Source organism: Arthrobacter zhaoguopingii (assembly GCF_009828595.1).
In the GTDB taxonomy this organism is placed as follows: Bacteria; Actinomycetota; Actinomycetes; order Actinomycetales; family Micrococcaceae; genus Arthrobacter_D; species Arthrobacter_D zhaoguopingii.
The window spans coordinates 145,782-169,108 of record NZ_WPNY01000009.1; the positions used below are offsets into that span (position 1 = coordinate 145,782).

Below are 23,327 nucleotides of genomic sequence, written 5' to 3' on the forward strand. Positions count from 1 at the left end.
ATGACGGGCAACACCGGTTTGGACGAAGCTATCGAGTATCACATCGTCAACTCGCTGGGATGGCCCAGCCTGCGCCCCCTGCAGGCCGCCTCAGTGGAACCGGTGCGTTCGGGCGATGACTGCGTATTGATTGCACCGACGGCCGGCGGGAAGACCGAGGCCGCGGTGTTCCCGCTGCTCTCCACTATGGTTCAGGAGCAATGGCAAGGTCTGTCTGTCCTCTACGTAACGCCGTTACGGGCACTGCTGAACAATCTGCACCCACGCATCACGAAGTATGCCGATTGGCTGGGTCGCCGGGCAGGACTCTGGCACGGCGACGTCGGGGACCCCGCGCGAAAGCGCATTTTGTCCGAACCCCCGAACATTCTGCTGACCACACCCGAGTCACTCGAAGCGATGCTCGTGTCCCAACGCGTTGACCACAACCGGGTGTTCTCCGGGATTCAGGCCATCGTCGTCGATGAGCTGCATGCCTTCGCGGCGTCGGATCGCGGATGGCACCTACTCGGCGTTTTGGCTCGTTTAGAGCGGATAACGGGGCGGCCTATTCAACGGATCGGATTGTCAGCGACGGTCGGAAATCCCCATGAGATCGGGCGTTGGCTGCAAGGCGGAGGGGTCCATGGGACAGGGAAGCGCGAACTTCGTGTGGTTTCCGAAGAATCAGCGGCTTCGGCACCCGTGCCTGAGGTTCTCCTCGACTTCGTCGGCTCGGTCACCAACGCAGCGAAGGTGATTGCAAGCCTGCACCGAGGTGAGAAACGGCTCGTGTTTTGCGAGTCGCGCCGCGTGAGTGAGCAGCTTGCCTTCGAGTTGCGGGCGCTCGATGTCGAAACGTTTGTGTCTCACTCGTCACTTTCGGCGGAGGAGAGGCGCAGGTCCGAGCAGGCGTTCGCGGAAACTCATAACACCGTTATTGTGGCCACCTCCACACTCGAGCTGGGTATCGACATCGGGGACCTCGATCGCGTAATCCAGATAGATGCGCCTCGAACTGTGGCCTCGTTCCTGCAAAGGCTCGGCCGAACTGGGCGCCGGCCCGGGACAAGGCGCAATACCCTTTTCCTAAGCACCAACTCGGATTCCTTTCTAGAGGCTGTGGGCCTTCTCCTGTTATGGAAGCGGGGCTTTGTCGAGCCCATCACACCCCCGCCCCACCCTCGGCACCTCACCGCACAGCAGCTTCTTGCGCTCGCACTGCAGGAAGGTGCATTCGGAGCCACGACCTGGCGGGAGTGGTGGGGGACGCTGGGTCTTATGGACGACGGCGACGAAGTGCTCACGTACCTGCGGGAGGAAGGCTTTCTCATCGAGGACAGTGGGCTGCTGGTGATTGGGCCAGCTGCCGAGAAGGCGTTCGGCCGCCGCCATTTCATGGACCTTCTTAGTTCGTTCAACGCCGAGAAGGAATTGCGCGTCACAAGCGGCAACAAGGAACTCGGCTTTATTTCACCACTCGCATTGCCGCGAGCAGGTTCCGAGAAGTTAGACCCTAAACCCATCCTCATGAACGGCCGCGCTTGGCACATCGAGCATGTGAACTGGGAACGGTTCGAAGTGGCTGTCAGCCCCGCTGCGCACAAGGGCGATGTCCGATGGCACAGCGACGCTATCGCTCTGTCCTTTGAGATGATGCGGGCGCAACGCGACGTGCTTCTCGGCGAGACTCCGGATGTTCCGCTATCGAGGCGAGCGACTGAGCGGTTGAAGCTCGTCAGGGAGACCCGGGTCGGGCAGGTCTCAAGGGACGGACTCGTTCTTGAGAAATCGGGGGAGGACATCCACCTTTGGACCTGGGCAGGATTGAAGGCGAACGAGACTCTCCGGGCCGGCCTTGCAGCAGGGGAGGGGCGGTCGTACAACGATCTCATGGTCCTGCGTAATGGCGCTGACCCTCAGCAGTTCGCCGAGATCCCATTCGACAACTTGGTGCCAAGGATTCCCGTAGAGATGGTCAAGAACCTGAAGTTCTCCGCAGCGTTGCCAGAAGCCACCGCTTTGATGACCCTTTCGGAACGGTTCGCTGATCGGGCGGGTGCGGCAGCGGTTGCATCTGAGCGCACGACACGGCCGATGGTCCCTACGGCGGTTCCGGATCACAACCGACCCGGTTAACGCGGTCAGTCGGACGGGGCGCCGAGGAAGGTGACGTCGATTCCTAGCGAGCCGAACATACCCGTCAGCATGGCTTCGGTGTTCTTAGCAGCCTGCTTCCGAAGCTCCGACTCCTCCGCGGCAGCGGTCATCTTCGTTTCGGCGAGTTGGTAGAACTCCGTCTGCTCGGGGGTCTCGAATGCATCGACGATCCGGTCGGCAATGCCCCGGTCCTGATCGTAGATATAGGACCGGTCGAAGTCGAGGTTGGGCTTGTCGAGTTTCGGCTCGGGCAGCCGGATTGTCACCGACTTGCCGTCCGCAGACAGCTTCAGGTCCTTATCGGCAAGGCCTGACAGATCCACATGCGAGTTAACGGTGCCCGCCGCGACAAAAAGCGTCCGCCGTCCAGCGACGAACCCAGGCAACAAGGCGACATCATCCTCGCTGTCGAGCAACACCTCAAAGTTGCCCACCGCAGCGTGATATTGGCTGATGTCCTGCACCGACTTCAGCAGCACGGGCTGACTCCGGTCGACCTGGCTCATCTGGAATGGATTCAACCCGAACACATTCGCGACACCGAGGCCGGCCAGTCCCAGGACGAGCGTACCAACCACCACGAACGTGATGCTCTTGAAAACCTTGACGACCATCGGTGTCCCTCCAGCCCATGAAAGGCCCTTGAGTAATTCTCATTGGTCAACCTGTCCGGCGGGCGCCAGATGGGCTGATTTTGCCTCAGTGTAGTTCGTGCGTCCCACTCTGCTGGTGCTCGAATGCGGGAATCGGGGTGACGTTGCGGTAATTCTGTCAAAAGGGACCAACGCAATGACCGCTGGTAAGCTCAAAATCAGAAATGCCGCCGACGGAACTGGTAATCCATACATCCTCCGGGCATATCACCCGGCTCATGTGTGTCGGCGACAATTGCCCGACCGGATTACTCGATGCGGATCAGAGACGGTCGATCCAAGTGTCTTCTTCGCGAAGGTCCCAGTCAGAAGCACCGGCTGGCCGTGACTTCGTCGCAGTGGCTTCTTGAATACGCTGCAGGACCCGTCGAGCTTCGTGAGCGTGAAGCTCACGCAAGGAAGTCACACCACGTAAGGCAGCACTTTCGACGATTTCCTTCCGGCGGTCCTGGTCGTCGATGGCGGCATCGGCGAACGCCTCTCGAATTGCCTTGACCTGATCGTCACGAATCGGGGTGGCAAGCTCGGCCGGCTCCGAGTGGTCAGCGTCTGCAGGGCCGAACTCGAAGAGGGAATCGTTCATCCTTAGATGATACGACCTAAGCGGGATAGCGCGGCTTAGGGGTCCTGCAGACAGCTTCCCTGAGTTTCCACAGCCGGAGACTCGACCGAAACCAATTCCGGGGCAGGGGATTGAGGGGTAGGTCGGAGGATAGACTCAAAAGGACCTTAGACAGGGCATGAATCAGGCGGAGTAGAACCGGGGAACCCATGGAAGCGTTGAATAGGCCTCTCAAAGATTGGTTCACCTCGGTGGCCGAACGACGCCTCCGACTACCCCGATTTCAACGATTTGAAGCCTGGAGCCATAACGAAGTAGGAAGCTTACTGGAGACCGTCCTGCGCAAGCTGCCCGCCGGCGCGGTACTCGTCCTCAAGGTTGGGGCGGAAGAACCATTCGCCAGTCGAGAGCTCGAATCAGCGCCCGCATTCGGTCCTGGGGACCGCGTTACCGAACATCTTCTCGATGGTCAACAGCGGCTCACCGCGTTGTGGCGAGCGATGCACGACAACTATTCGAATCGGACGTATTTCATTCGTTTCGAAAATGGCGAAGAAGAAGGAACGCAACCCGCCCCGCGGGTCTTGGGGCAGTACCGGTGGACACGGGGCGGGAAGCTTTATCCTCTGTGGTGTGAAGATCCTGTCGAAGTGTACCGCCGCGGATACATACCACTCCGGCTCCTGAACCCGTTAGGCGATGATCGGCGCAATGATTGGGCATTGACAGCCACAGACGGTGATTTCAAAGAAGCATGGAATTTGAACGTCAGGGTCCAGGAACTGGCCGCCAGTGTCTCTCAGTACAACATTCCCTATTTAAGTCTTCCCGAAGAAACGCCCAAGGACGTAGCTTTGGATGTCTTCATCAAGATGAATACATCGTCTGTTCGGTTGTCGGCCTTCGACATCGTTGTCGCACAACTCGAAGAGGCGACAGGGTCATCCCTGCATGAACTTGTGGAGGATCTGCACGCCGCTGTGCCTACCCTTCATCGTTACATCGACGGCGGGACATTAGCGCTCGATTGTGCAGCTTTACGATCTGATCGAGCACCAAATCAGCGCAGTTATCAGCGGATGAATATTAGTGACGTAGCCGGCGATTGGGACGAGATCATCGCCGGTATCAAATGGGCCGTTGAAATGCTCGACGCAGAGCGGATCTACGATGCCCAACGGCTTCCCTCAGTGGCATCGCTTCCAATCATTGCCGCACTTCACCGATTCTTCCCCTCATCCTTGGACGAAGCAGGCAATGCCCGAAGGCTAATGCGTGCCTACTTGTGGAGATCTTTCCTGACGCGACGCTACGACCAGTCAGCGGCCACGAGAGCGTTGCAGGACTATCGGGGGTTACGGCGTCTGCTCATAGGTGAAGAAAGTGATTGGAAGATAATTCCAATTTTCGATCCGGAGGTGACCCCATTGCCAACGGAGGACGACCTCATTGGGGCCGCGTGGCCGCGGGGTAGGGAGGTCCTCGCTCGAGGCCTGCTGGCCGTCGCGCTAAGGGAGGGCGCGCGTGATGTAGCCGATGATCAAACCGTTACCGCCAGCAACCTGTCCAAACGGGAGTACCACCACCTTTTCCCCGATTCGTTGCTTTTGAAGATCGGGAAGGTGGAGCAGCAAAAATCAATGCGGGCTCTCAATTGCGCGCTCATCTCCTGGAGCACGAACCGGAATATTTCGAACAAGTCCCCGTTGCAGTATCTCCAGGATCGGATTGACCGTTCGGATATAGGAGAGAATGTGGTGCGGGCTCGATTGACATCGCATCTCATTCCGTACGCAGAGCTTGCCGAGGCTGGCCCATATCTTGAGTCCGACAGCGAGAGGCTCGTTCGTGATTACGACAACTTCCTTGCTGCCCGTGCACGAATGGTGCTTCCTGTCGTCCGGTCTTTATGCGAGGGTACATCCGACTAATGGGACGAACGGAGGGTCACTAAATCATTGGAAGTGGCAGCTACTCCGCCGGCTCACCTCGGTGGTCTGGCCGCCGTTTCTAGGTGTGAAGCTTTCGTTCTTCATCGTGCCACCGACTGGCGTAGGTTTCTCTTATGCAACTGAACAGAGCGCTAGAGCAAAGCATTGCGGTATTTGGCGAGAGTGGCAGTGGAAAAACTGTCCTGCTCTCCTCCTTCTTCGGAGCCACACAGGAGCCTCACTACTTGCAAAGGAGTTTGTTCCATGTTGTGCCCGACGATATCGGCCAAGGCAATCGGCTGCACCGGAACTACCTTGGCATGAGAAACTCGGCCCGGGTACCCGCGGCCAACCGTTTCTCCGCCACGTCCTACTCTTTCTCGGTCAAGCTGAAGGATAGGGCTGATGCCAGGGCGTCGAAAACCAAGCCCTTCGACGCCTTGCGCCTCGTCTGGCACGACTACCCGGGGGAGTGGTTCGAGTCGAACGTGACCGGGCAGGAGGAGGCTCGGCGCAGGGTTGACACATTCAGGTCCTTGCTCAGTTCCGACGTTGCTCTTCTGCTGGTGGATGGTCAGCGGTTGCTCGACAACTCCGGAGAGGAGGAACGATACCTAAAATCGTTGCTGGCCAGCTTCCGCAACGGACTACTATCGCTCAAGGACGATCTTTTGGAGGACGGCAAGCCTCTTGTCGAGTTCCCGCGTATATGGGTCATGGCGCTGTCCAAGTCCGATCTGTTGCCCGATCTGGATGTGTTCAAGTTCAGGGATCTTCTAATTGAGAAGGCAGGCGATGACATCGTCGAACTGCGCCAGGCGCTCGCCGGTCTGGTGGAAGCAAGCGACGCGCTGTCGGTAGGCGAGGACTTCGTATTGCTCTCGTCAGCGAGCTTCAACGCAGACAAGATCGAGGTGACCAAGCGTGTAGGGCTGGAGCTGATCCTGCCACTGGCTGCAATGCTCCCGTTCGAGCGACATGTTCGGTGGGCGCAAGCAAAGCAGATCCCTGGGAAAGTCGCCGAAAATCTATTGGGCGGCGCTGGAGCTCTTGCTGCCGTACTGATTGGAAGCAAGGGCAAGTTGCCCGCCCCAATCGGCCATCTGTTGAAGTTTGTCGGTCCCCGTATCGTGAATCAGGCGGCCGAGTTGGCGGGAGACAGACTTAGGTTAATCAACGCGGAAGCGCTGGCCAAGCACGACTACCTAACGGCCACGTTGACCGGCTTCCGGCTGGACTTAGACAAGGGCGAAAAGGAGCAGATCCTTCTGAGGAGCCGCAGATGAGCTTCCTCTGGGCCACGCGTGGGCGGACCTGGGGTTTCCGGTTTCTTCGTTACGGGGGACTAGAGGACCCGCTTCTGGCATACGACCGCGTCTTCTCGGGCGTCGAGGATGAGCCGGAAGCCTGCCTGCGTGTCGGTGAGACGGTTGCGCTGCGCTTTCCCGATCCAATGGGTCGCAAAGATATAGCCGGGAGGGTCATCCCACATGAATTCGTAGTTTTCGGGCCCTTGGCTGATGACATCGACTCCGTCGAAGAGGGTCGACGGCAGGTTTGGCCCTGGGTTGAGGACGAATTTGCCCAGGTCTGGGATCTGTCAGAGCCGTATCCTGCTAGCTGAGGTCGACTTTTAGGGCATTCCCACTCGCCCAATGCGCTCAGCGCTGCGGGTCACTCCATCAACGAGGCGAATATGTGCCGCTCTAGGGAACTGGAATGGCCGTCAGTTCTGGCTGAATGCAGGGTCTTATACGGGAACCTGGCTTCCCCAGCTCCTGCCTCCGCCAGTGTCCACCCGTGCAGTGAGCCGCCATGGAGTGGCCGGCATCATTTCCGCCGTCTTGGGCATATCTGGGAAGAAATCTGCTCAGAGTGATTTCGGACATTGTCGGTCTTTACTTAATGGGTCGCACGGTTCACCGAATAGCTGACTCTTTCCAACTGTTTCGGCATGCAGCATCGAGGATCGTGGTGAATTGGGAATCGGCCGATCCGCTGATAGAAATAGCTTGCACCGAGGCGGTGCAACGAAAAGATCCATAAGTGGGGGAAAAGTTGGAGTATGAATTTTTGATTGACACCACCACGGCCATTGCAGCGGTGGCCGGTGTTGTGATTGCGACAGTTCTCGGTATCAAGGCGGTGCGAATAGCACGGTCGACTGTGGATCGGTCAGCGTTGGATTACGCTGCAACACGAACTGACCTGGCCACTGAGTGGCGGCTGAGGATGTTCGAGCATATGGCCGAATTCAAGGCTGCTCTGCACGTGTTCTGGAAGGAGGACCCGCAAGAGTTGCTGCGAGCCGATCCTCAATCTGAGCGCGCAAAGCAACTGATTGCTGCCAGGGGGGAAGCGGAGATCGAAGGTCACAAGAGCATCTACCTCCTGCAGTCAGCCTCCCGAGGACTGAGGGAAACGCTGCCCAGTGTGCGCGTGGTGATCCGGCGTGGCAGTGCCGATCAAGAAGTCGGACCCGAGCACCTCGCGCGGGCGCTAGCAATGGCCGAATTGTATGAGCAGTCGGTTATGCCCATGTACTTCTCGCTGGTGGCAGACAAGGGCTTCTCGGATCCGAAGATTGATCCGGTCTCCTTCAAAGAGGAATTTTTGCACCACCTGGGGAGGGCGGACGCCGGAACGAACTACCCACTCGTACTGGGCGAGGCATCTGACTGGCTCGATCGTCAACTTGAAGGTCCGGCTGATTCACAGCGGACTCCTGAGATCATCGCCATCAACTTCATCGAGAGCTTCATCGAGGTGGAACTTGCGCGTGTTGTACGGCAGTTGTCCGACCCTGTCCTCGAGCTCTGCAGGCCCGTGATCGAAGGTACTAAACCGTCGTCCGAGCAGCCTGAGATGCAGGTCGCTTAGTTGATCCACCGCCCTGATCCCGAAGGTATCCGAGGTTCAGGGCGGTGGCATCCGCGTAACGGTCCGTTCAGTGCACTTTGTACATCTTCCCTAGCGCAGGCAGATGTATCAGGGTCTCGATAACCGGCTTTCCGGTGGCCGCCAGAATCGCCTGACGATAGGCGTCCATCTGCCCGAGGTAGTGGTCCCTGATGTGACCAGCCGGATCCTGCCCCGGGTAGCTCTTGTGATCGATCAGCACATAACCAGCGGGGGTCTCCAGCAGGAGGTCGATCCACCCCTCCATCACCTGGTTCTGGTCATTCCGCCACGCGATGGGTGCTTCCCGGTATTGGAAGGCGGCAGGGTAGGAAGCCGAAAGGAACTTGGTCAACCGTTCGCCGGCTACCAGGAGAACATCGGCACTAACTAGGTCGCCCACCTGCCACCGGTCGATGATCTGCTTCGCGAGTCCGAGCTGGTCGCTCTGCGCCAGGGCGCCGTACTCGGTACCGAGGTACGCGTGAATCGCTGAGCCCACCGCATCCCAGCCTTGATCACCATGGGGAATCAGCCGGTCACCAAGATCGGTGTGCTCGCTCACGGTTTCCGGCCGGGAGCCTGCTTCTTGCTTGCTCGCCTGAATCCGAGCCGGCGGATACTCCTCCAAGGTCCGGGGGACGACGACGTCAGTGTACTGAGCACCCACGGTTCCCAGTTTGAGGGCGGGCTCCTGATCAGCGGTATAGGTGTACACGTCAGCGGGCATCGGCTCGGGAGTGCCCGCAACGGAGATCAATCCTTCACTGCCCTCGCCGGACCAGGAAACCAGTTGGTCGACGCCGAGATCATTCAGGCCCGCAGGTGCCGATCCTTTGGCGGTGAGAATCGTCGTCGAAACCGACCGGGTCATCCCGACGTACAGCAGCCGTGCCGCGTTGCGCCGCTCACGCGCTTCATTCCTAGCCAGGACCTCCGAACTCTTCGCCGCAGTGTCCAAGGGGGAACCCCTGTGGGGGAACGGCGACGGCCAGAACCGGATCCACCGGCCGGCGAGTGGGTTGCTGAGGTCGAAGGAGTCGTCGCTCTCCACTGCTGTACCGAAGGCCCGGGCTCCGACCTCCCGGTCGAGGCTTTCCATCACCACGACCGGCCACTCCAGACCTTTCGCCTTGTGATAGGTCAGCACGTTGACGACGTCGTCCCCGGAGTTCTCCGCTCCCATGGCGTCTGAGTCAGCAAGGAAGCGAAGGCTGCCGCGCAGCGTCCCGGGCGTCCGCAACGCCTTGGACGCCTCGTAATAGTTGTTGAGCTCCGCGCGCACGGCGTCGAGGTTGCGCAGACGCGTCTCCGGCGCGGACCAGGCCTTAATCAGCTCCGGAAGGCTGAGTGAGCTCACCACTCCCTCGAAAACCTCCGTGGGTGTCGCGCGGCTGGCCCGGCTTCTCAGCGAGGTGAGCGCCGCGCAGACCGGATCCGCGGCCCAGCCGGTCAGCGTCTCGGACGGTTCGGCCGACCCGAGCAATTCCTGCTGCCAGCTCTGGTGGCTTCGATGGTCGGGGTGCAAGGCGACGATCTCTGTCAGTGCCACGGTGTCCCATGCATCGGCGACGAAGGCCATCGCCGCACGGGCGAGCTGCACCTCCCGTGCACTCATCAGCGGTTGACTATTGAGGCTCGCCCGGACCCCGAGTGCCGCGAGGGAGGCAGCGATCGTCTCAGCCTCCTTGTTTGTTCGGGTCAGCACGGCGACGTCGGACGGTTTCAATTCCCGCCGTGTCAACAGGTCGGCTACACCGGCGGCCGTCGCCGCCAGGCGGTCTCCGTCCTTGCCTGCCGGTCGATTCCAGGCCTCCAGAGAGCCCGCTGGCCAGCCGGCGTGGTCAGGGGTGATCGTCAGCGCTACTGTCGCTGGATCCATTCCCGCAGTCTCGAACACCGGAACGAAGACGGCGCTGGAGAGGTCGATGACGGACTGCTGCGACCGCCACGAATATTTCAGCTGGCGTTTGTCCGTCACATTGGCAACGACGGCGTTCATCAGCTCGGGGTCGGTCCCCCGGAACGCGTAGATTGCCTGTTTCGGGTCCCCGACCCACACTGCCTGTTCAACGAGCCCGCTGAGCTGCAGGAACAGCTCGAGCTGCAGGGGGCTGGTGTCCTGAAATTCGTCGACGACGAGGAACCGCACCCGTTGGGCGAAGGAGCTGCGGAAGGCCTCGTTGTCGCGCACCAGTTTCAGGGCGAGCGTTTCCTGGTCAACGAAGTCGATCACTCCGTGCAGTCGCTTGAACTCGGCGAAGGCGTCCATGCATTCGGCCGCGCAGGCGTAGACGAGCCGGATGAACTGTTCGACGTCGTCGTGAAATGCCGGATTGGAGAGCAGCCCCTCCTTGAACGCCGTCACCGGGCCCTCAAAGATCCGCTTGATCGGTGCTGAGGCCCCCGATGGAACAACACCGCGCCACTGCTCCCACGAAATGTCCTCCACCGAGGTCAGGGCGGTGATGCGGTCGACAATAGTGGGGAAGTTGTTGGTGAAGCTCGCGGCCGTCGTATTGACCGACTTCCCGTTGGAGTCGACGCCACTGCGGGCCACCGCTTGGAGGTCGGGAAGGCACTGGCGGAACTGGTCCAGCCAGCTGGGCCGGTCGTCGGTGTCAGCCCGACGCTCCAGCAGGGATTGATAGCCCAGCCAGGACCGCTCGGCACACCCGGCGAGGTCCCGCGGCGCGAGGAGGTTGTTGCGGGCGGCGTCGCAGATGCTGCGCACCAGGGACGCCCATTCGTTGTCCTCCGCCATGCTCATCCGGCGCGCGATCGGGAGGATACGGTCGGAATATTCGGCCAGGACGCTGTCGGTGGCGAGGTGGAAAATGCCGTCCTGTTCACCCTCGGCAATGGGTTCGAGGGCAGGGGACAGGCCCGCATCGATAGCATATTCGGTCAGCAGGCGACTGCAGACGCTGTTGACAGTTCCAATGAGGCTAACCGACAACTGCTGTGCGGCGTCCTTCAGCCGCTGCGGATCTTGGCCCGTCTGGTGTGCATCGAGCAGCCTGGCAGCGATCCGCTCCTTCAGTTCACCGGCGGCCTTCTTGGTGAACGTCGTCGCCATGATGCCCGACGCCGGGACACCCGCCGCGATCTGGTCGGCAATGACGTTGGTCAAGTAGTGCGTCTTGCCGGTGCCGGCACTCGCCGAGACCATCCGGACGTTTCCTAGCTCATTCATGAGAAGTCCCCCTTCAATCCACAGAGCCTGGTGAAGTTGCAGAAAGTACACGGCGGTTTGGCATAGAACCGGCCGGCCGCCGCTGCCAGCTCCTCACCGGACGGCCCACCTTCAGCCACCCGCCCCGCCTCGACTAGCGGATCGGCTGTAGCACGCCCGTTGAGGACCTCCTCGATCGAAAACTCGGCTGCCTTCAGGGCCTTGTTCCACAGCGCCTCCGGGTCCTGCTCACTGGTGAGCTGATTGCCGAAGGCCGGATTGGTCGATGCGAACGTTCCCTGTTTGAGAAGGTAGTAGGCCGCCGGGGCGGCCTGAGCGCCCTCCTTTTGGAGCGACCACTGATAGAGCGCGAGCTGGAGTGCCTTGCCCTCCCGAACCTCGGACACCCGATATTTGTCCTTGTTGCTCCACTTGAGATCGATCACCACTGGCCGCCCGGCGTCGTCAATTCCGACGACATCGACCGAGCCCTTCACCGGCACGGTGACAGGTTCCCCGCCAACCGTGAGGTCGAGGTCTTTCTCGAAGGGATGCTCCACCGACTCAATGGTGATTCCGGCGGCGCTAAGGGTCGAGAAGAACTTCATGACCGAGTCGAGCACAATCGTCCGGACGTTCTTGAGCCGTGCGCTGTTGCCTGGCAGCAGGAACTCCGAGGCGAGGTGAGGCAGCAGTGCCTCCAACTTCGCTTCGATCTCCTCGGGCGTCGGCACTGCCCGGTGCGCGGAGGAGAGATCATGCTGGAGTTCCTCAACCAGCTTGTGGACGAAGGTGCCGATCATCTTGTTGCCGCTGGGAGTGCTTTCTGCATCTGCCGGCCGAATTTTCGCCTTCTTGTCGAGCACCCATGCCAGGGAGCAGCCCAAGAGGTTGCCCAGCTGGGTGAAGGACAGGGAAGCAGGCAGAAAGTCCGGGCGGGGGCCGACGTCGAACGCAGCCGGTGGCGCGGTGATGGGCCGCCGAGGAACAGGAACCAAAGCTGCTGCACGGCCGGCAAGGTGCCAGCGGCTGTCTTGGACCGTCTCGTCAGGAGAGACGGTCACTGCGGCAACCCGTGCTCGCAACGATTCCGACGTACCCGACGGTTCGGCTTCGATAGGCTGTGCCGCCACGAGGGCTTCAAGCAGGGGATTCCCCTCCGACCGTTCACCGTCGAGCTGGGTTGTTGTGACGATGAGCAGGTTCCTGCAGCGCTGACTCGCTGCAAGCGTCTGTGACACCTGCAGTGCTGCCATGCTTTCGGGGGTGGGAAGATGGACGCCAACGGTGGCAAGGGCGGCCATGTCCTGAGCGTCCCAACGGCGGGCCCGTGGACTGGAGGCTGACTGGAAACCCCACCAGAGCACGTCGCCGACGTCGTCCATCAGCTCGGAAAGGTGATTGAGCCGGAGCCAGGGTGCAGCCTCGGCGGGGGCAAGTGGGTTCGAACTTTCGGCCACCACCGATGAGATGATGCGGCGCAGGTCGGTGCGTGAGACGGCAGGGAGTCCCGAGACGAGGGAGAGGAGGGTTTGCAGCTGAGCCGCCGTCGACTTCAATTCCTCATCGTGTACCAAGAGAGCGCTCAGGCGCTTTGCAAGCCATGCTGCCTTGGCGGCAAGCTGCGCACCGGTCACTCCGATCTCCTCAAGCAGGAGCTCGCTGGAGAAGAGACTGTCGAGTTCCGCTGCAATAGCGGGTCCCCGTTCCAGTTCCGCCGCAATGTTCTCGAGGGCTTGCTTCCAGGCAGGCCCTCCGGTCCCGGGCTCCGCCTTGAGTGCGCCGAGGAGCTCCCGGGCGGCGCGCCCGCGCACGGGACCGGCCGGCAGCGAGAGGAACTCACCCAGCAGCTGGACGTTGGCGGGGCCCCAAATCACTTCCATGAAGAGCGGGATGATTTGATCCTGCGCCCTCCACCGGGACCTGGCGCCGACGCCCAGCCGGGGGAGACCGTGGGTTCCGAGATAGTGGTCAAGAACGGACGTCGGGTGGGACGCCACCACGGCAGTACCGGGAAACAGCCCGGCCCGATTGGGTGGGTTGGAGGCGAGCCACCTAGCACTATGCTCTGCAGCTTCCCATTCCGTCTCTGCCTGCAGGACGGTGATCCGCGGCCATGCATCCGTGGGGACAGCAGGCTCCAGAACGTTGGTTCCACGGGCTTCCAACTTATCCAGAATGCGCTGCCAGATCACGGGGAAGGACCCGCGCGGGTGTTGCAGGGAGATTGCTGAGATACCAAGTGCCAAGGGAGCGTCGAGGGCGCTGAGGAGATCAGCGATATCGTCGGCAAGTGCAGGGGAGAGAGGTAGCTGAATTTGCTCCAGCGCGGACAGGCTGCGGAGGAGATCCGAGGTGGCCCCTGCGGGAAGCTGGCCATCCCACCCGTTGGCAACGAGATTGTCGCGTGCGTCGAGGAGTTCGTATGCGGTTGACCAAGGGTCGACCGTAAAGGAATGGTGGAACCAAGCGTCGGCCTGGTCAAGCTCCCGCAACCGGGCAGCGTATTGATTCACGCGGGCGATGTGCGAGACTTCCGGGCGGGTGATGCCGAGGCGGGTCTGGAGGAGTCCAGTGAATCCGAGGGGACCCACGCGGACGGCGTTCAGCCCTGGGTCGTTGAAGGCCCACGGTGCGCGGTCCAGGAACCAGCCGAACTCTACTTGCATCATTTCCCCTTGTGATGATCCGGTGTTCCGCATCGTTGCGGAATCGAAGGTAGTGCTGGTGGAACACGCAGGGTGATTCCCTTGCGTTGACAACGCTATTCGGCGTTCAGGATGGCGAGAGCCTTCAGGTACTCGGCCGCGAGCCGCGTCCGTTCTTTGGGCTCGAGCTGTGCGGTTCGGATAAGCGCTCGGCCACTCGCTGCGGATGCTCGATGTAATCGATGCCGATCTTATCGACTTGGCCGCGGTGGGCGATGGTAGCGACTGCGCGTGCAGCGGCGACTACGGCGTGCATTTCTTCCCCCCGGCGTGAACTCGGTGCGACGACGTCTGCACTGATATTCGCAGGCTACCAAGGAGCCCTGACAATCTGCTGTGTGCTTGGGAAATAGTCGTTACAGGATTCGGGGCTTCTAAGAAAATGGCGTCTAGGAGGTGAACCTCTAACCGGTCTCAACCAGTGGGGAACCCCTGCACTCTTGGCCTATATGATCGAAACTCCATGTTTCTGCTCCTCCATTTAGAATTGCAGCTCATTCAGCAGATTCGGGGCGTGTTAGCCCGCATTCCTCAGTGTCTGTACTGCCCCGGCGAGGACGTCTGCAGCTGTAACGCCGCCGTCAGGGCGTGGGCCCGGTGGGAACTCACCCGTACTCCACTGCAACTTTCCCGCATCGTGGCATCCGCGACCGAAACGCAGTCCGGCCAGTAAGACATGCCCCGCTTCGCTCAGAGGCACCTGTGTTCTACGCCAATTCGGCACCTCATCATCGGGCGGCTGCCATGCAGATTCGCTGAGGTAATTCCGATTGATGGGCCAGTCAGCAGCTGGTAGGAAGTGCTCCGACACAACCTCGCACCACACGCCGTCCGCGCTCGGGGTCGCTTGGGCGTATGGCTGTGTTCGGTCATCCAGCGTCTCTCCGTACTGGATCTGGATAAACGAGTTCCAAGGAGTGATCGCTAGCAATTCACCGATCAGCTCGCCCGCCCGCTGCCAGCCCTCTGCCTCCTGCCGGTCAGCCTCCTCGATCACCTCCAGATGCACAATGTCCTCGCCAGAGAGGAATTGACCATCGAACAACGCGTCGCCGTCCGCTGTGGTGTCCTCGTCGGAGTTGCCAAGTGGAGGCATGATGGCCTCAACCGCTGCCCTCCAGCTGCCATAAGCGCGGATTACCTCCGATGCGGAGGGTCGTTCCTGACGGAAAGAAGCATCTGCGTAAACCCATCGATCATACGTCTCGATATCCAGGAGGCGTTCAAAGTTTATGCATTCCTCTGCGAAGGCATCGAGCGCAAGATATACCGCATCCTCCTCCAAACGGTCCCCTGGTTCGTGCAACCGCATTCCGGCGTCACGCAGCACGTTCTCCCAGGCTCCGTGCCCAAAGCGGTGGCGCAGAATGAGTGCGGGGACGGGCCAGCGGACATCTGGTTGCAGGTTATTCGTCCCGAGCCTTAGTGCTTCTGCAGAGGCAAACCGCTCATAGTCACGCAAGGAGATCGTTGTTATTTCACGGGCCGCTACGGCGAGTTTGGTGGTTTCAATGACGGCAAGCAGCTCAGCAATACGGCGCGGCGGAACTCCTGGGGCGAGGTTCGATCGCAGTTCTAAGATCTGTTCCAGCATCGTTACCCCAAGCGCCCACTGATAGTCGGGTTCGATTCCGTGCAACTTTCCGCCGACATAGAGCACACTGAGGCGATCCATTGAGGTGCGGGCAGGAAGCTCCTCCTCTAACTTGTCGGAAGGCACGCCGGGGTTATTTACCAGCTCGGCTGCAACATCGACGTCGATGTCAATGCCGAGCGCAGTAAGGACCTTCGGGGTGTCGGACCTAGGGATCCCAGCATCTTCAAGGTTCAGCAGCAGCTCGTGGTTCTGCCAAATGACTTCCTCGGTCCTCAGGCTGCGCAGGCGAACCGATCGAGCACGTTCCATCTCGTCGGCGGGAATGCCCACAGATATAATTGCGTCACAGACCTCTCCGGCACTGCAATTGTGCCTTGAGGCGAGCAGGCGTATCGGGTCGCCTCGCCTATACCCGCTGACGATGAGGTCCGCCTGGTCAAACCATGGGGGCAAGGTAACCGCATCGAGAGACTGATGATCTTCTGCTCTCCCGGGGAACTCCATGTTCAAGCATCCACTGATCGGAGTGCGTCGGCCCAGGTACCATAAACGTTTCGAACCGATGCTCCCGATGGTCGGGTCATGCCCTTCCCCAGCTCCAGCTTCACCCATTCGTCGTACGCAGCAAAAGTCGCCTTGATCCCATTTGTTTTGGAGAAGGCGCTGAAGTCGCTGACGGCGTCATCATATTCTTCCTGCGTGAATTTGAGGAGTCCCTTCGGCCGGCCACGGGTTGTCGTTCCGATCCCCATGGCGCCGAGAGCCTCATTCCACCCGCCGAATCGCTTCATGACCGTCTGGCGGGTGGGTGGCCAAGGTGCTGCACCCTGCTTCGAGACCAGTCCGAGGGCATCGACGAGCTCATCTCGGAGTTGGTCATAACGCGCCCCTGTAATGCTTGCAGTCGGGTTGTCACGTAGATGCTTCTGTGCAGCACCAATCACTCCCAGGATCGTGCTGAGATCACTTGCAGTCGCAGACGTCACCTCGAGAATCGATTGAAGATCGTTGATGAGGGATAGGTCGAGGTTCACTGCAGACCATGGCAGGTCCGGGCCGAGCCTTAGTTCAGAACCCGTCAGAAACCACACGCCGGCGGTCAGTACTTCATTGGAGAAAATGTCCTCAGGATGGCTCTTGTCGAACACGATAGAAGATGATTTGAGTGCATCTTCGGCGATATCGATGTCTACAGAGGGATATAGATATTTCAGCCTCACGACCGCATCGGCACGTGTCACGCCTTGCCTAGCCATGTCGCGGCACAAGACCCCGAACGTTTTCATGAACGACTCACGAGTCGCTTCAATGGCTGCATCCCGCGTTTCCATCCGCTTCCGGCGGGATTCCTCCGCGTTCGTACCACCGACTTTGGCGATGATCTGACGGACGCGCTCGCGGGATATGCCGAATGTTTGCCCGATCGCGTCAAGCGTCTCGCCGTCGGAGTAACGCGCCACCATTAGGGCGTCTCGCTGTTCTCGGGTCAAAGGCTGGGGAATAGTCACGGAGATATTCATATCAGTACCTACCGACATATTGGCGCGCTGCTCGAAATTCTCAGAAAACGTTCAGTCAACCGCTTCAATAGTTCTGAAAGTGGTGAGCGCGACGAGTGGCGCTAAGGACCGGACACCCCAAGCGTCGCTATGAAGGGTTCGCCGTCTGGGCCAAGAGGAAAACCAACGCGTCCCCTCGATCGCCAACCGGTGTGCACTATCGCTCGTCTCGGCTTTGGAGCACCCGCATGAAAGCCTCATTGGGGTGAGCGTTCGGCAGTACTTCCCGGACCTTTTCAAGCGACTGGAGTGGTGACAGTCCGGACACCAGTGCGCCATACAGGGCAGCAACGGTCGGTGTGCGGCTCTCCATGCGGACGCAGTGAAGCAGTACCCGCTTGCCTTCCGCGCGGAAGGTCTGGACGGCGCTGGCTGCGTCGTCGAGCACGAATTTTAGGTGGGCGTTCTTGCCGGGGGAAGCTTCGTCGAGCAGCCAGAAGCTCGCCCGATCCTCCTCGGGCACCTTCATCGCGTCTGCGGTCCCAATCCTCGATAGTGATACGACGGCGTCATAGTCATTGCGGTTCAGCGCCGGCGCACCGCCTAACAGGACGCCGTCATCCACCGGATGTGCAACGACGTCGGTCTGATCGGCGGCGATGAACGCCGAGTTGTCGAAATATTCAACGTCGGGCCAGACTCCGGGGGTCCGGCCATTGCCGCGGGCGAGCTGAAGGCCGAGCGTCATCAGATCGGAGGTCCTGTGGCCGGGCCAACCGTGCAGACGGCGGCGCCATTCGAACGGGACAGCAGAGAATCCGTAAGCCGCTCCCAGCAGTCCGCCCGCAATGGCGGCCACCGTGTCGGTGTCACGACCGCCGCGCACGCATGCTTCGAGTGCCGCTCGAAGATGTGCGGGGCCGACGCCGATGACTTTCGTCGAAGAGATAGCACTCCATGCACCCTGGAAGGCCTGCACGACCCAGCCGTTCCGGTCAAAGTCACGAGGGAGAGCAGACTCGGCTGTTTCGATGCGGCTAAGCCAGAGTTCCGCCCGTTTTTCATCTAGGGTGCGAAGTCCCACGCGGACATCAAGTTCTCCGGTGAGTACAGCGTGCCGGATAGCCAGGCACCACAGCGCGCAGGCCTCTCCGGCATCAGGGTCAAAATGCGTAAGTTGGCTGACCTTGGCTGCAGCATCCCGCAAAACCTCCGGTTCTGCCCCCAGATAGGCGAGAGCGATCGGAGCATTGCGCATGAGGGAGCCGTTCCCGCCGGAACGTCCGCTGCGGCGGTGCAGCTCCGCAGCGGCCGTGAAGGCGGACTCAGCGAGGGATCGGTGTTCATCCTGCTCCTGCAGGCGCGTAACGGAGGTGAGGACAGCGCGGGTTTGTGCTCCCACGTCCTTGCTCGTGCGAGCCCAAGTAATCCACCGACTGACTATTGCAGACAGCGTTGCCGTATCCATGGGAGTCCAGAGGGCGTCCGCGCCATCGACTACCGATTCCGCAATCGCGATTGCCATGGCGGTGTCATCCGTCCACTCCGCAGGGGCAAAGCCAAAGGGGCCGCCGCCTTTCATCGCAACCTCGGCCTCATCTGCCAGAGGTTCGCCAAACTCGTAGCCCGCACCGAGCGCGTCTCCGGCCGCCAGTGCAACCAGGACGCCGGCGGCGCGGTCGTTCTGTAGTGAGTTCAGTTGCATGTGGACCTCCAAGTGATTCGGATACGGAGTCGATAGCGGAGTGACGTTAGCCAGCCATCAGAGGGTGCCGGGTGTCCCACCCCGTGAGGTGCACCAAGGCTGGTTGAGAGCCAGGCTGGGTGTACGTCACGCCGTTGATGGCCACCGGACCCCCTTGGGCTGCAAGCCCCAGCTTCATGACATGCACTGCTAGGTCCCGTGCGGACTGGGCAGGAGTCAGCACAGCAGCTACACCGCCTGCGAGCTGAATATCGAGCATCGCCGCTTCGACGATCGCCGCATAATGCTGGACGAAGAGACGGTGGCTGCCGAACAGCTCGAGCATCAGCGCTCTGCCGCCGAGTCCGACAATGACGCCGCGCTGCCCGTCAATTGGATCGGGAACCGAGAGCTGAGCCGACCGTTGTCGGGCATTTATGTGATCGACCAGTGATCGGGTGGCGGATACGGCGTTCATCCCCTGGAACCGATCCACCCTCCTCCAGATCCGGTCCTGCTGCCGGGCGTCTGCAGCTCCGCGGTTGAGCTCAACGCGGACGTTGAGCGGGGCTCGCCGTCCGGAATGGGAGTGACGGGCCGAACCGCCCCAACGGCCCTGTTCGACACAAACGGTTTCCACCTCACACGACTCGCCAGGTGCAATGACGACGTCGCGGGCGCTGACCCTGTGCTGATGTCCGCCTTCGAGCAGTTCGCCCTCGAGAAGCATCGCGGGCTTGGTGCCATTATTGGTGACCGCGAGCCGATTGACCTGAGGACCGGCAGAGAGTTCAGCGACGGCGAGATCTGCCGAGATCCCGGTGGCGAGACTGACCGAGGACGTACCCTCGGCCCAGACCGGAAAAAGGGTGAAAGGCCCTACTTGGTGGCCGCTTCCGATATGCAACTGCTCGACTTTCATGTCTGCCCCCGACTGAGCCGCAGTACGGCCACTTAGATATTGAGCAAAGTTGCTCTAAATCAAGGCTACGGCTGTTTGTTTTTTTGCGCAAGAGTGCGCAAAATAAATTCATGGTTCCCACCGACGAAGTCACTGCCCAACTGCAGCAGTACCCCCGCCCGTCGGTAGCTGTGGACACTGCGGTGCTCACCAGCTCTGCGGGGAGGCTGCAGGTTTTGCTTGTCAAGAGCCCGTTGTCGAGATCGGGGTGGGCGTTGCCCGGAACCTTCGTCCACCAAGGGGAAACTCTTGCGCAAGCGGTCCTACGATCACTGCGCGATAAGGCAGGCGTCAGCGGCCGCACCCCGCGACAGCTCCATGTCTTCGACGATCCGGGACGTGACCCCCGCGGCTGGGTCCTATCCGTCGCCCATGTCGACCTGGTGGCCGAACGGGACCTTCCGCCTTTTCAGGATGAATCGGCTTCCCAACTCGTAGACGTCGAGGAGATCCTTGCCGGTGGGCTTGAGCTTTCGTTCGATCACCCGGTCATCCTTGCAAAGGCGCTGGAGTACGTGCGCTCTGCCTACGCAGAGCACCCCGACCCGTACAGCCTCATGAAGGAACCTTTCACTCTGCGCGACTTACGAGCTCTTCACGAGGTTGTAGCGGGTGAAAGCCTGCAGCGCGACACCTTCCGTCGCATGATGGAACCTCAGCTCAAGGAAACCGGACGAATGACCGACGGCGGAAGGGGCCGGCCCTCCCGGCTCTTCCGCAGGTAGCGCGCCTTACTCGATTATCCCTGGGGCGCCCGGGCTCTTGCTGGCTCCCAGCGCATCTAGCAACGCAACGACGCGCACACCCTCGCTGCTGGCGCGCTCTTCAGGAGTCAAATCGCCACTGAGCGCCAACAGCTTTTGGCGAATCGACGCCTCCGTATCGGTGAGTGCCTCACGGTAGTTGTCAGCTAGGAGGTAGGAGTGACTATCAGTTGCATATGCCAACACCATGTCCAGAAAGATCTCGAGCAATCGGGCAGCTTGTGCGACATCTCGCCCTTGGGTCAGGGGTAAGAGCGCAAGTTTGTCCTTCCATGCATACTCGTCCAACGGGTCCTCGAACAGTGTGATGGCAGTGGCAACGTCGTGGCTCTTCGATGACAGCTCTGGAAGTGCGCGGCGGACGTCGTGCACGATTTCGTGGAAGTGGTCGTCCGTGAGGCCGAAACCAACAAACAGCAGATGATGGGTGATGAGGTTCGCCTTTACGAGTGCGGAAAGTGCCGACCGGGTCGAGCTGTAACCGAGGTAATCCTCGCGAGTCAAAACGATCGACTCTGGTTCAGACACGGTGCCGTGCAGCTTAAGGAGCCAACGATCCGTCCCAGCAGAGAAATCACCTGGAATGACTGCAAGCGATATCCCGGCGTCTTCGGAGGCCTGTTCGAACAGCTCGTCGTAATTGAGGGTTATCGCTTGTTTGCTCGGCAGGCTGGCGAGTATGGCCGGGGCCAATCCGTACCGCTCGAGCCGTACCTCTTTTGCGATTGTCTCGTTGAGGCTCCGTCCGGACTGTGAGAAAACTGCGCGAAGGATGCTCGCCTGATCCAGCACGTGGCGCTTCGTCAGCTCGGCCAGTTCGTTCTGGTTCAAGCCCGCTGCTGACGCCAAGCGGTCGATCAGTCCCGCCCAGGTCGGGGCACCGGCACTGATACTCACACCCGCGCCCATGAACGGGACGAGTTGGCCCTTTAGTGCGAGTCCTGCCAAGCGCTGAGCATGTTCCTGCAGATTCGGGTTCAACTCGTTCCATAGAGAGCGTCCCGAGCGGATTCTGATCTGTTGGGCGAGTGCGAAATCCCTCTGGTCTTGGAGCACCAGGGCGATGTCGACTTCCTCGGCGTCCGCCAGCCGCTCGCATTCATCGAGCACACATTGCATCACCTCGCCCCTAATTCTCCCGGCACCGCCGCCCCCAGTCCCGAAGAGAGGAAGTGCGAGCAATGGGATCGGGCGCCGTGGGGCACCGGTTTTGGGATCCCTCTCACGCATCGTTTGCCGCCGCACCCGAGCGGCCTCCGCGGCGGTTTGAGTGAAATGCCGCAGGGCCGGGAGAACCTCCTCTGCTTGGCGGATGCCGCGCATCGGCACCGCAGTGAGCACAGGTAAGGGCCGGTCAAGCGTCCAGTCCGCAACAGCGAAGGACAGCCTCTTATCGGCATGGAAGGGCGCAGTCCGAGAGGGAGAGACTGCATTCGCAAGCCCCGGGATCCCGTTCGTCCATCTGCGATTCACCGACGGGGTGTGGTCCGTTGGTAGCAACCAGGCGTCGCAGGCAAGGTTCTTGATATCGCCCATCGTTACGAACACATGCGAAGTTCCCATGACTTTTCATATCACGGACGCATCTCGAACGTCCCATGTGGATTGCTGACACCGAACTAATTTGAGTCTCACCGCGCTGTGGCGGTTCATCGATGACGACTTGAGTCGCGGAACACCCTCGAAGATGGATCGCTAGACATGCTCAAAAATGTCGCCCCACCCGCCTATAGTCGGGCATGACAGCAAAGCCGCTAGGCAGTGCAGCGTTCAAAGAGTATTCACTTTGTGAAACTGACAAGTAACCTCATCCTCTTCGCTTTCTCAGATTTGCTGAAGCCAATGTTCGCCGCACGTCCTGACTACGGAAAGAGCGCCCTGTGACCTACCCCGAAATTCTCGACGCCGATCATGTTGCCGAGGCAGCAGCGCTGGTCCGCCGTTACTACCTGCCTATCGGGGAGAATACCAATCCTCGCACCGGAACGCGCTTCGATGATTGGGCAGACGGTGGAGACCATCCGCATGTCGCTGATCGCATCACTGCCGACGATTTGGTGGCCGTCTCGTTCCTTTCCGTCGACATCAAGGGACGTGCCGCGATCGGTCTGCTCGAGACATACGCGGACGAGATCAACAAACTGCTTCAGCAGATCCCCGTTGACGTGGACCTGTGGGACGCAGACATCGAGGCACTCAATTCTCCGGATAGCCCAGCATCCCAGCTGTGGCATGTACTCCGAGGCGGGAAGTACGGCAGGTGGGGAATCGGTCCGACGAGGACGAGCAAGATTATGGCCCGCAAGCGGCCCCGGCTTATTCCCATCTACGACTCAGTTGTGCGGCCGCTGATGGGCCTGGACCATTCCGGCGGGCAGTGGACGACCTGGCACGCAGCGCTCAATGACGGCACCGATCTGCCTGCACGTCTTGAGGCTATCCGGCGTGCAGCGGAGGTACCGGCGAACATCTCAGCGTTGAGGGTCATGGACATCGTCCTGTGGATGCACGGGATCGAACTCGGACTGGAACCGGTCAACGATGACGACGACGTCGTTGGAGCCGGGAACTAACCATGGCCGGAATCCTCACCCGACCACACGGCGGCAGCTGGCATGAGCCGAAGGAGGGGACTGCTGAAGGTTTGGTTGATTCCTGACCTGTGAGGATGAGACTCGCGGGTGGAAGGATGTTCATCATGCCGAAGGCTTTTCCCGAAGAGTTCCGCCGTGACGTGGTCGCGGTCGCCCGTAAGG

The 23,327-nt window shown here is 60.5% G+C and carries 15 protein-coding genes; 6 read left to right on the forward strand and 9 right to left on the reverse strand.

Annotated features, from left to right (window positions below):
- Positions 1-2,118, forward strand: a complete 2,118-nt coding sequence (locus GVV86_RS12970) for a DEAD/DEAH box helicase (RefSeq protein WP_159803042.1) — start codon at positions 1-3, stop codon at positions 2,116-2,118.
- A gap of 5 nt (positions 2,119-2,123) precedes the next feature.
- On the opposite strand, the gene GVV86_RS12975 is transcribed toward GVV86_RS12970, so the two are convergent.
- Positions 2,124-2,753, reverse strand: a complete 630-nt coding sequence (locus GVV86_RS12975) for a DUF4230 domain-containing protein (protein ID WP_159803043.1) — start codon at positions 2,751-2,753, stop codon at positions 2,124-2,126.
- A gap of 301 nt (positions 2,754-3,054) precedes the next feature.
- Positions 3,055-3,375, reverse strand: a complete 321-nt coding sequence (locus GVV86_RS12980; RefSeq protein WP_159803044.1) for a hypothetical protein — start codon at positions 3,373-3,375, stop codon at positions 3,055-3,057.
- Between the two features lie 188 nt (positions 3,376-3,563).
- On the opposite strand from GVV86_RS12980, the gene GVV86_RS12985 reads away from it, so the two are divergent.
- The 3 genes from GVV86_RS12985 (at position 3,564) to GVV86_RS12995 (ending at position 8,165) form a co-directional block, all read left to right on the forward strand.
- Entirely contained in the window at positions 3,564-5,285 is a 1,722-nt protein-coding gene (locus tag GVV86_RS12985; protein WP_159803045.1) for a DUF262 domain-containing protein, read from the forward strand.
- Between the two features lie 134 nt (positions 5,286-5,419).
- Positions 5,420-6,571 (forward strand): TRAFAC clade GTPase domain-containing protein, encoded by a 1,152-nt coding sequence (locus GVV86_RS12990; protein ID WP_159803046.1) that lies wholly within the window; start codon positions 5,420-5,422, stop codon positions 6,569-6,571.
- 760 nt (positions 6,572-7,331) lie between these two features.
- Entirely contained in the window at positions 7,332-8,165 is an 834-nt protein-coding gene (locus tag GVV86_RS12995; protein ID WP_159803047.1) for a hypothetical protein, read from the forward strand.
- Positions 8,166-8,232: 67 nt separating this feature from the next.
- On the opposite strand, the gene GVV86_RS13000 is transcribed toward GVV86_RS12995, so the two are convergent.
- From GVV86_RS13000 to GVV86_RS13025, 6 genes are all read right to left on the reverse strand, one after another.
- A complete protein-coding gene (locus GVV86_RS13000; RefSeq protein ID WP_159803048.1) occupies positions 8,233-11,379 on the reverse strand; it encodes a UvrD-helicase domain-containing protein in 3,147 nt (1,048 codons plus the stop codon).
- Positions 11,376-14,030 (reverse strand): PD-(D/E)XK nuclease family protein, encoded by a 2,655-nt coding sequence (locus GVV86_RS13005; protein WP_159803049.1) that lies wholly within the window; start codon positions 14,028-14,030, stop codon positions 11,376-11,378. The genes GVV86_RS13000 and GVV86_RS13005 overlap by 4 nt, the downstream gene beginning before the upstream one ends.
- Positions 14,031-14,583: 553 nt before the next feature.
- Positions 14,584-15,993 carry a TY-Chap domain-containing protein gene (locus GVV86_RS13010; protein WP_159803050.1) on the reverse strand — a complete coding sequence of 470 codons (1,410 nt, stop codon included), beginning with the start codon at positions 15,991-15,993 and terminating at the stop codon, positions 14,584-14,586.
- A gap of 176 nt (positions 15,994-16,169) precedes the next feature.
- The gene (locus GVV86_RS13015) at positions 16,170-17,183 is read right to left on the reverse strand and encodes a sigma factor-like helix-turn-helix DNA-binding protein (protein ID WP_159803051.1); all 1,014 of its coding nucleotides are present in this window, start codon (positions 17,181-17,183) and stop codon (positions 16,170-16,172) included.
- Between the two features lie 196 nt (positions 17,184-17,379).
- Positions 17,380-18,867 carry an ADP-ribosylglycohydrolase family protein gene (locus GVV86_RS13020; protein ID WP_159803052.1) on the reverse strand — a complete coding sequence of 496 codons (1,488 nt, stop codon included), beginning with the start codon at positions 18,865-18,867 and terminating at the stop codon, positions 17,380-17,382.
- Between the two features lie 46 nt (positions 18,868-18,913).
- Complete coding sequence (locus tag GVV86_RS13025) at positions 18,914-19,768, reverse strand: ARPP-1 family domain-containing protein (RefSeq protein ID WP_159803053.1); 855 nt, start codon at positions 19,766-19,768, stop codon at positions 18,914-18,916.
- A gap of 110 nt (positions 19,769-19,878) precedes the next feature.
- Here GVV86_RS13025 and GVV86_RS13030 point away from each other — a divergent pair, with 110 nt between their 5' ends.
- Complete coding sequence (locus tag GVV86_RS13030) at positions 19,879-20,532, forward strand: NUDIX hydrolase (RefSeq protein ID WP_159803054.1); 654 nt, start codon at positions 19,879-19,881, stop codon at positions 20,530-20,532.
- A 6-nt stretch (positions 20,533-20,538) separates the two neighbouring features.
- On the opposite strand, the gene GVV86_RS13035 is transcribed toward GVV86_RS13030, so the two are convergent.
- Positions 20,539-21,681: an SIR2 family protein gene (locus GVV86_RS13035; protein ID WP_159803055.1), complete on the reverse strand. Its 1,143-nt coding sequence runs from the start codon at positions 21,679-21,681 to the stop codon at positions 20,539-20,541.
- Positions 21,682-22,451: 770 nt separating this feature from the next.
- Here GVV86_RS13035 and GVV86_RS13040 point away from each other — a divergent pair.
- Positions 22,452-23,144 carry a DUF6308 family protein gene (locus GVV86_RS13040; protein WP_159803056.1) on the forward strand — a complete coding sequence of 231 codons (693 nt, stop codon included), beginning with the start codon at positions 22,452-22,454 and terminating at the stop codon, positions 23,142-23,144.
- Positions 23,145-23,327 lie beyond the last annotated feature (183 nt).

What these genes read in the sequence shown, in the direction of transcription:
- GVV86_RS13025 (WP_159803053.1), bottom strand. Translation starts at nt 19,768, where the DNA reads ATGAAAGTCGAGCAGTTGCATATCGGAAGCGGCCACCAAGTAGGGCCT.
- GVV86_RS13005 (WP_159803049.1), bottom strand. Translation starts at nt 14,030, where the DNA reads ATGATGCAAGTAGAGTTCGGCTGGTTCCTGGACCGCGCACCGTGGGCC.
- GVV86_RS12970 (WP_159803042.1), top strand. Translation starts at nt 1, where the DNA reads ATGACGGGCAACACCGGTTTGGACGAAGCTATCGAGTATCACATCGTC.
- GVV86_RS13030 (WP_159803054.1), top strand. Translation starts at nt 19,879, where the DNA reads ATGGTTCCCACCGACGAAGTCACTGCCCAACTGCAGCAGTACCCCCGC.
- GVV86_RS13020 (WP_159803052.1), bottom strand. Translation starts at nt 18,867, where the DNA reads ATGCAACTGAACTCACTACAGAACGACCGCGCCGCCGGCGTCCTGGTT.
- GVV86_RS12975 (WP_159803043.1), bottom strand. Translation starts at nt 2,753, where the DNA reads ATGGTCGTCAAGGTTTTCAAGAGCATCACGTTCGTGGTGGTTGGTACG.
- GVV86_RS13015 (WP_159803051.1), bottom strand. Translation starts at nt 17,183, where the DNA reads ATGAATATCTCCGTGACTATTCCCCAGCCTTTGACCCGAGAACAGCGA.
- GVV86_RS12980 (WP_159803044.1), bottom strand. Translation starts at nt 3,375, where the DNA reads ATGAACGATTCCCTCTTCGAGTTCGGCCCTGCAGACGCTGACCACTCG.
- GVV86_RS12985 (WP_159803045.1), top strand. Translation starts at nt 3,564, where the DNA reads ATGGAAGCGTTGAATAGGCCTCTCAAAGATTGGTTCACCTCGGTGGCC.
- GVV86_RS12990 (WP_159803046.1), top strand. Translation starts at nt 5,420, where the DNA reads ATGCAACTGAACAGAGCGCTAGAGCAAAGCATTGCGGTATTTGGCGAG.
- GVV86_RS13000 (WP_159803048.1), bottom strand. Translation starts at nt 11,379, where the DNA reads ATGAATGAGCTAGGAAACGTCCGGATGGTCTCGGCGAGTGCCGGCACC.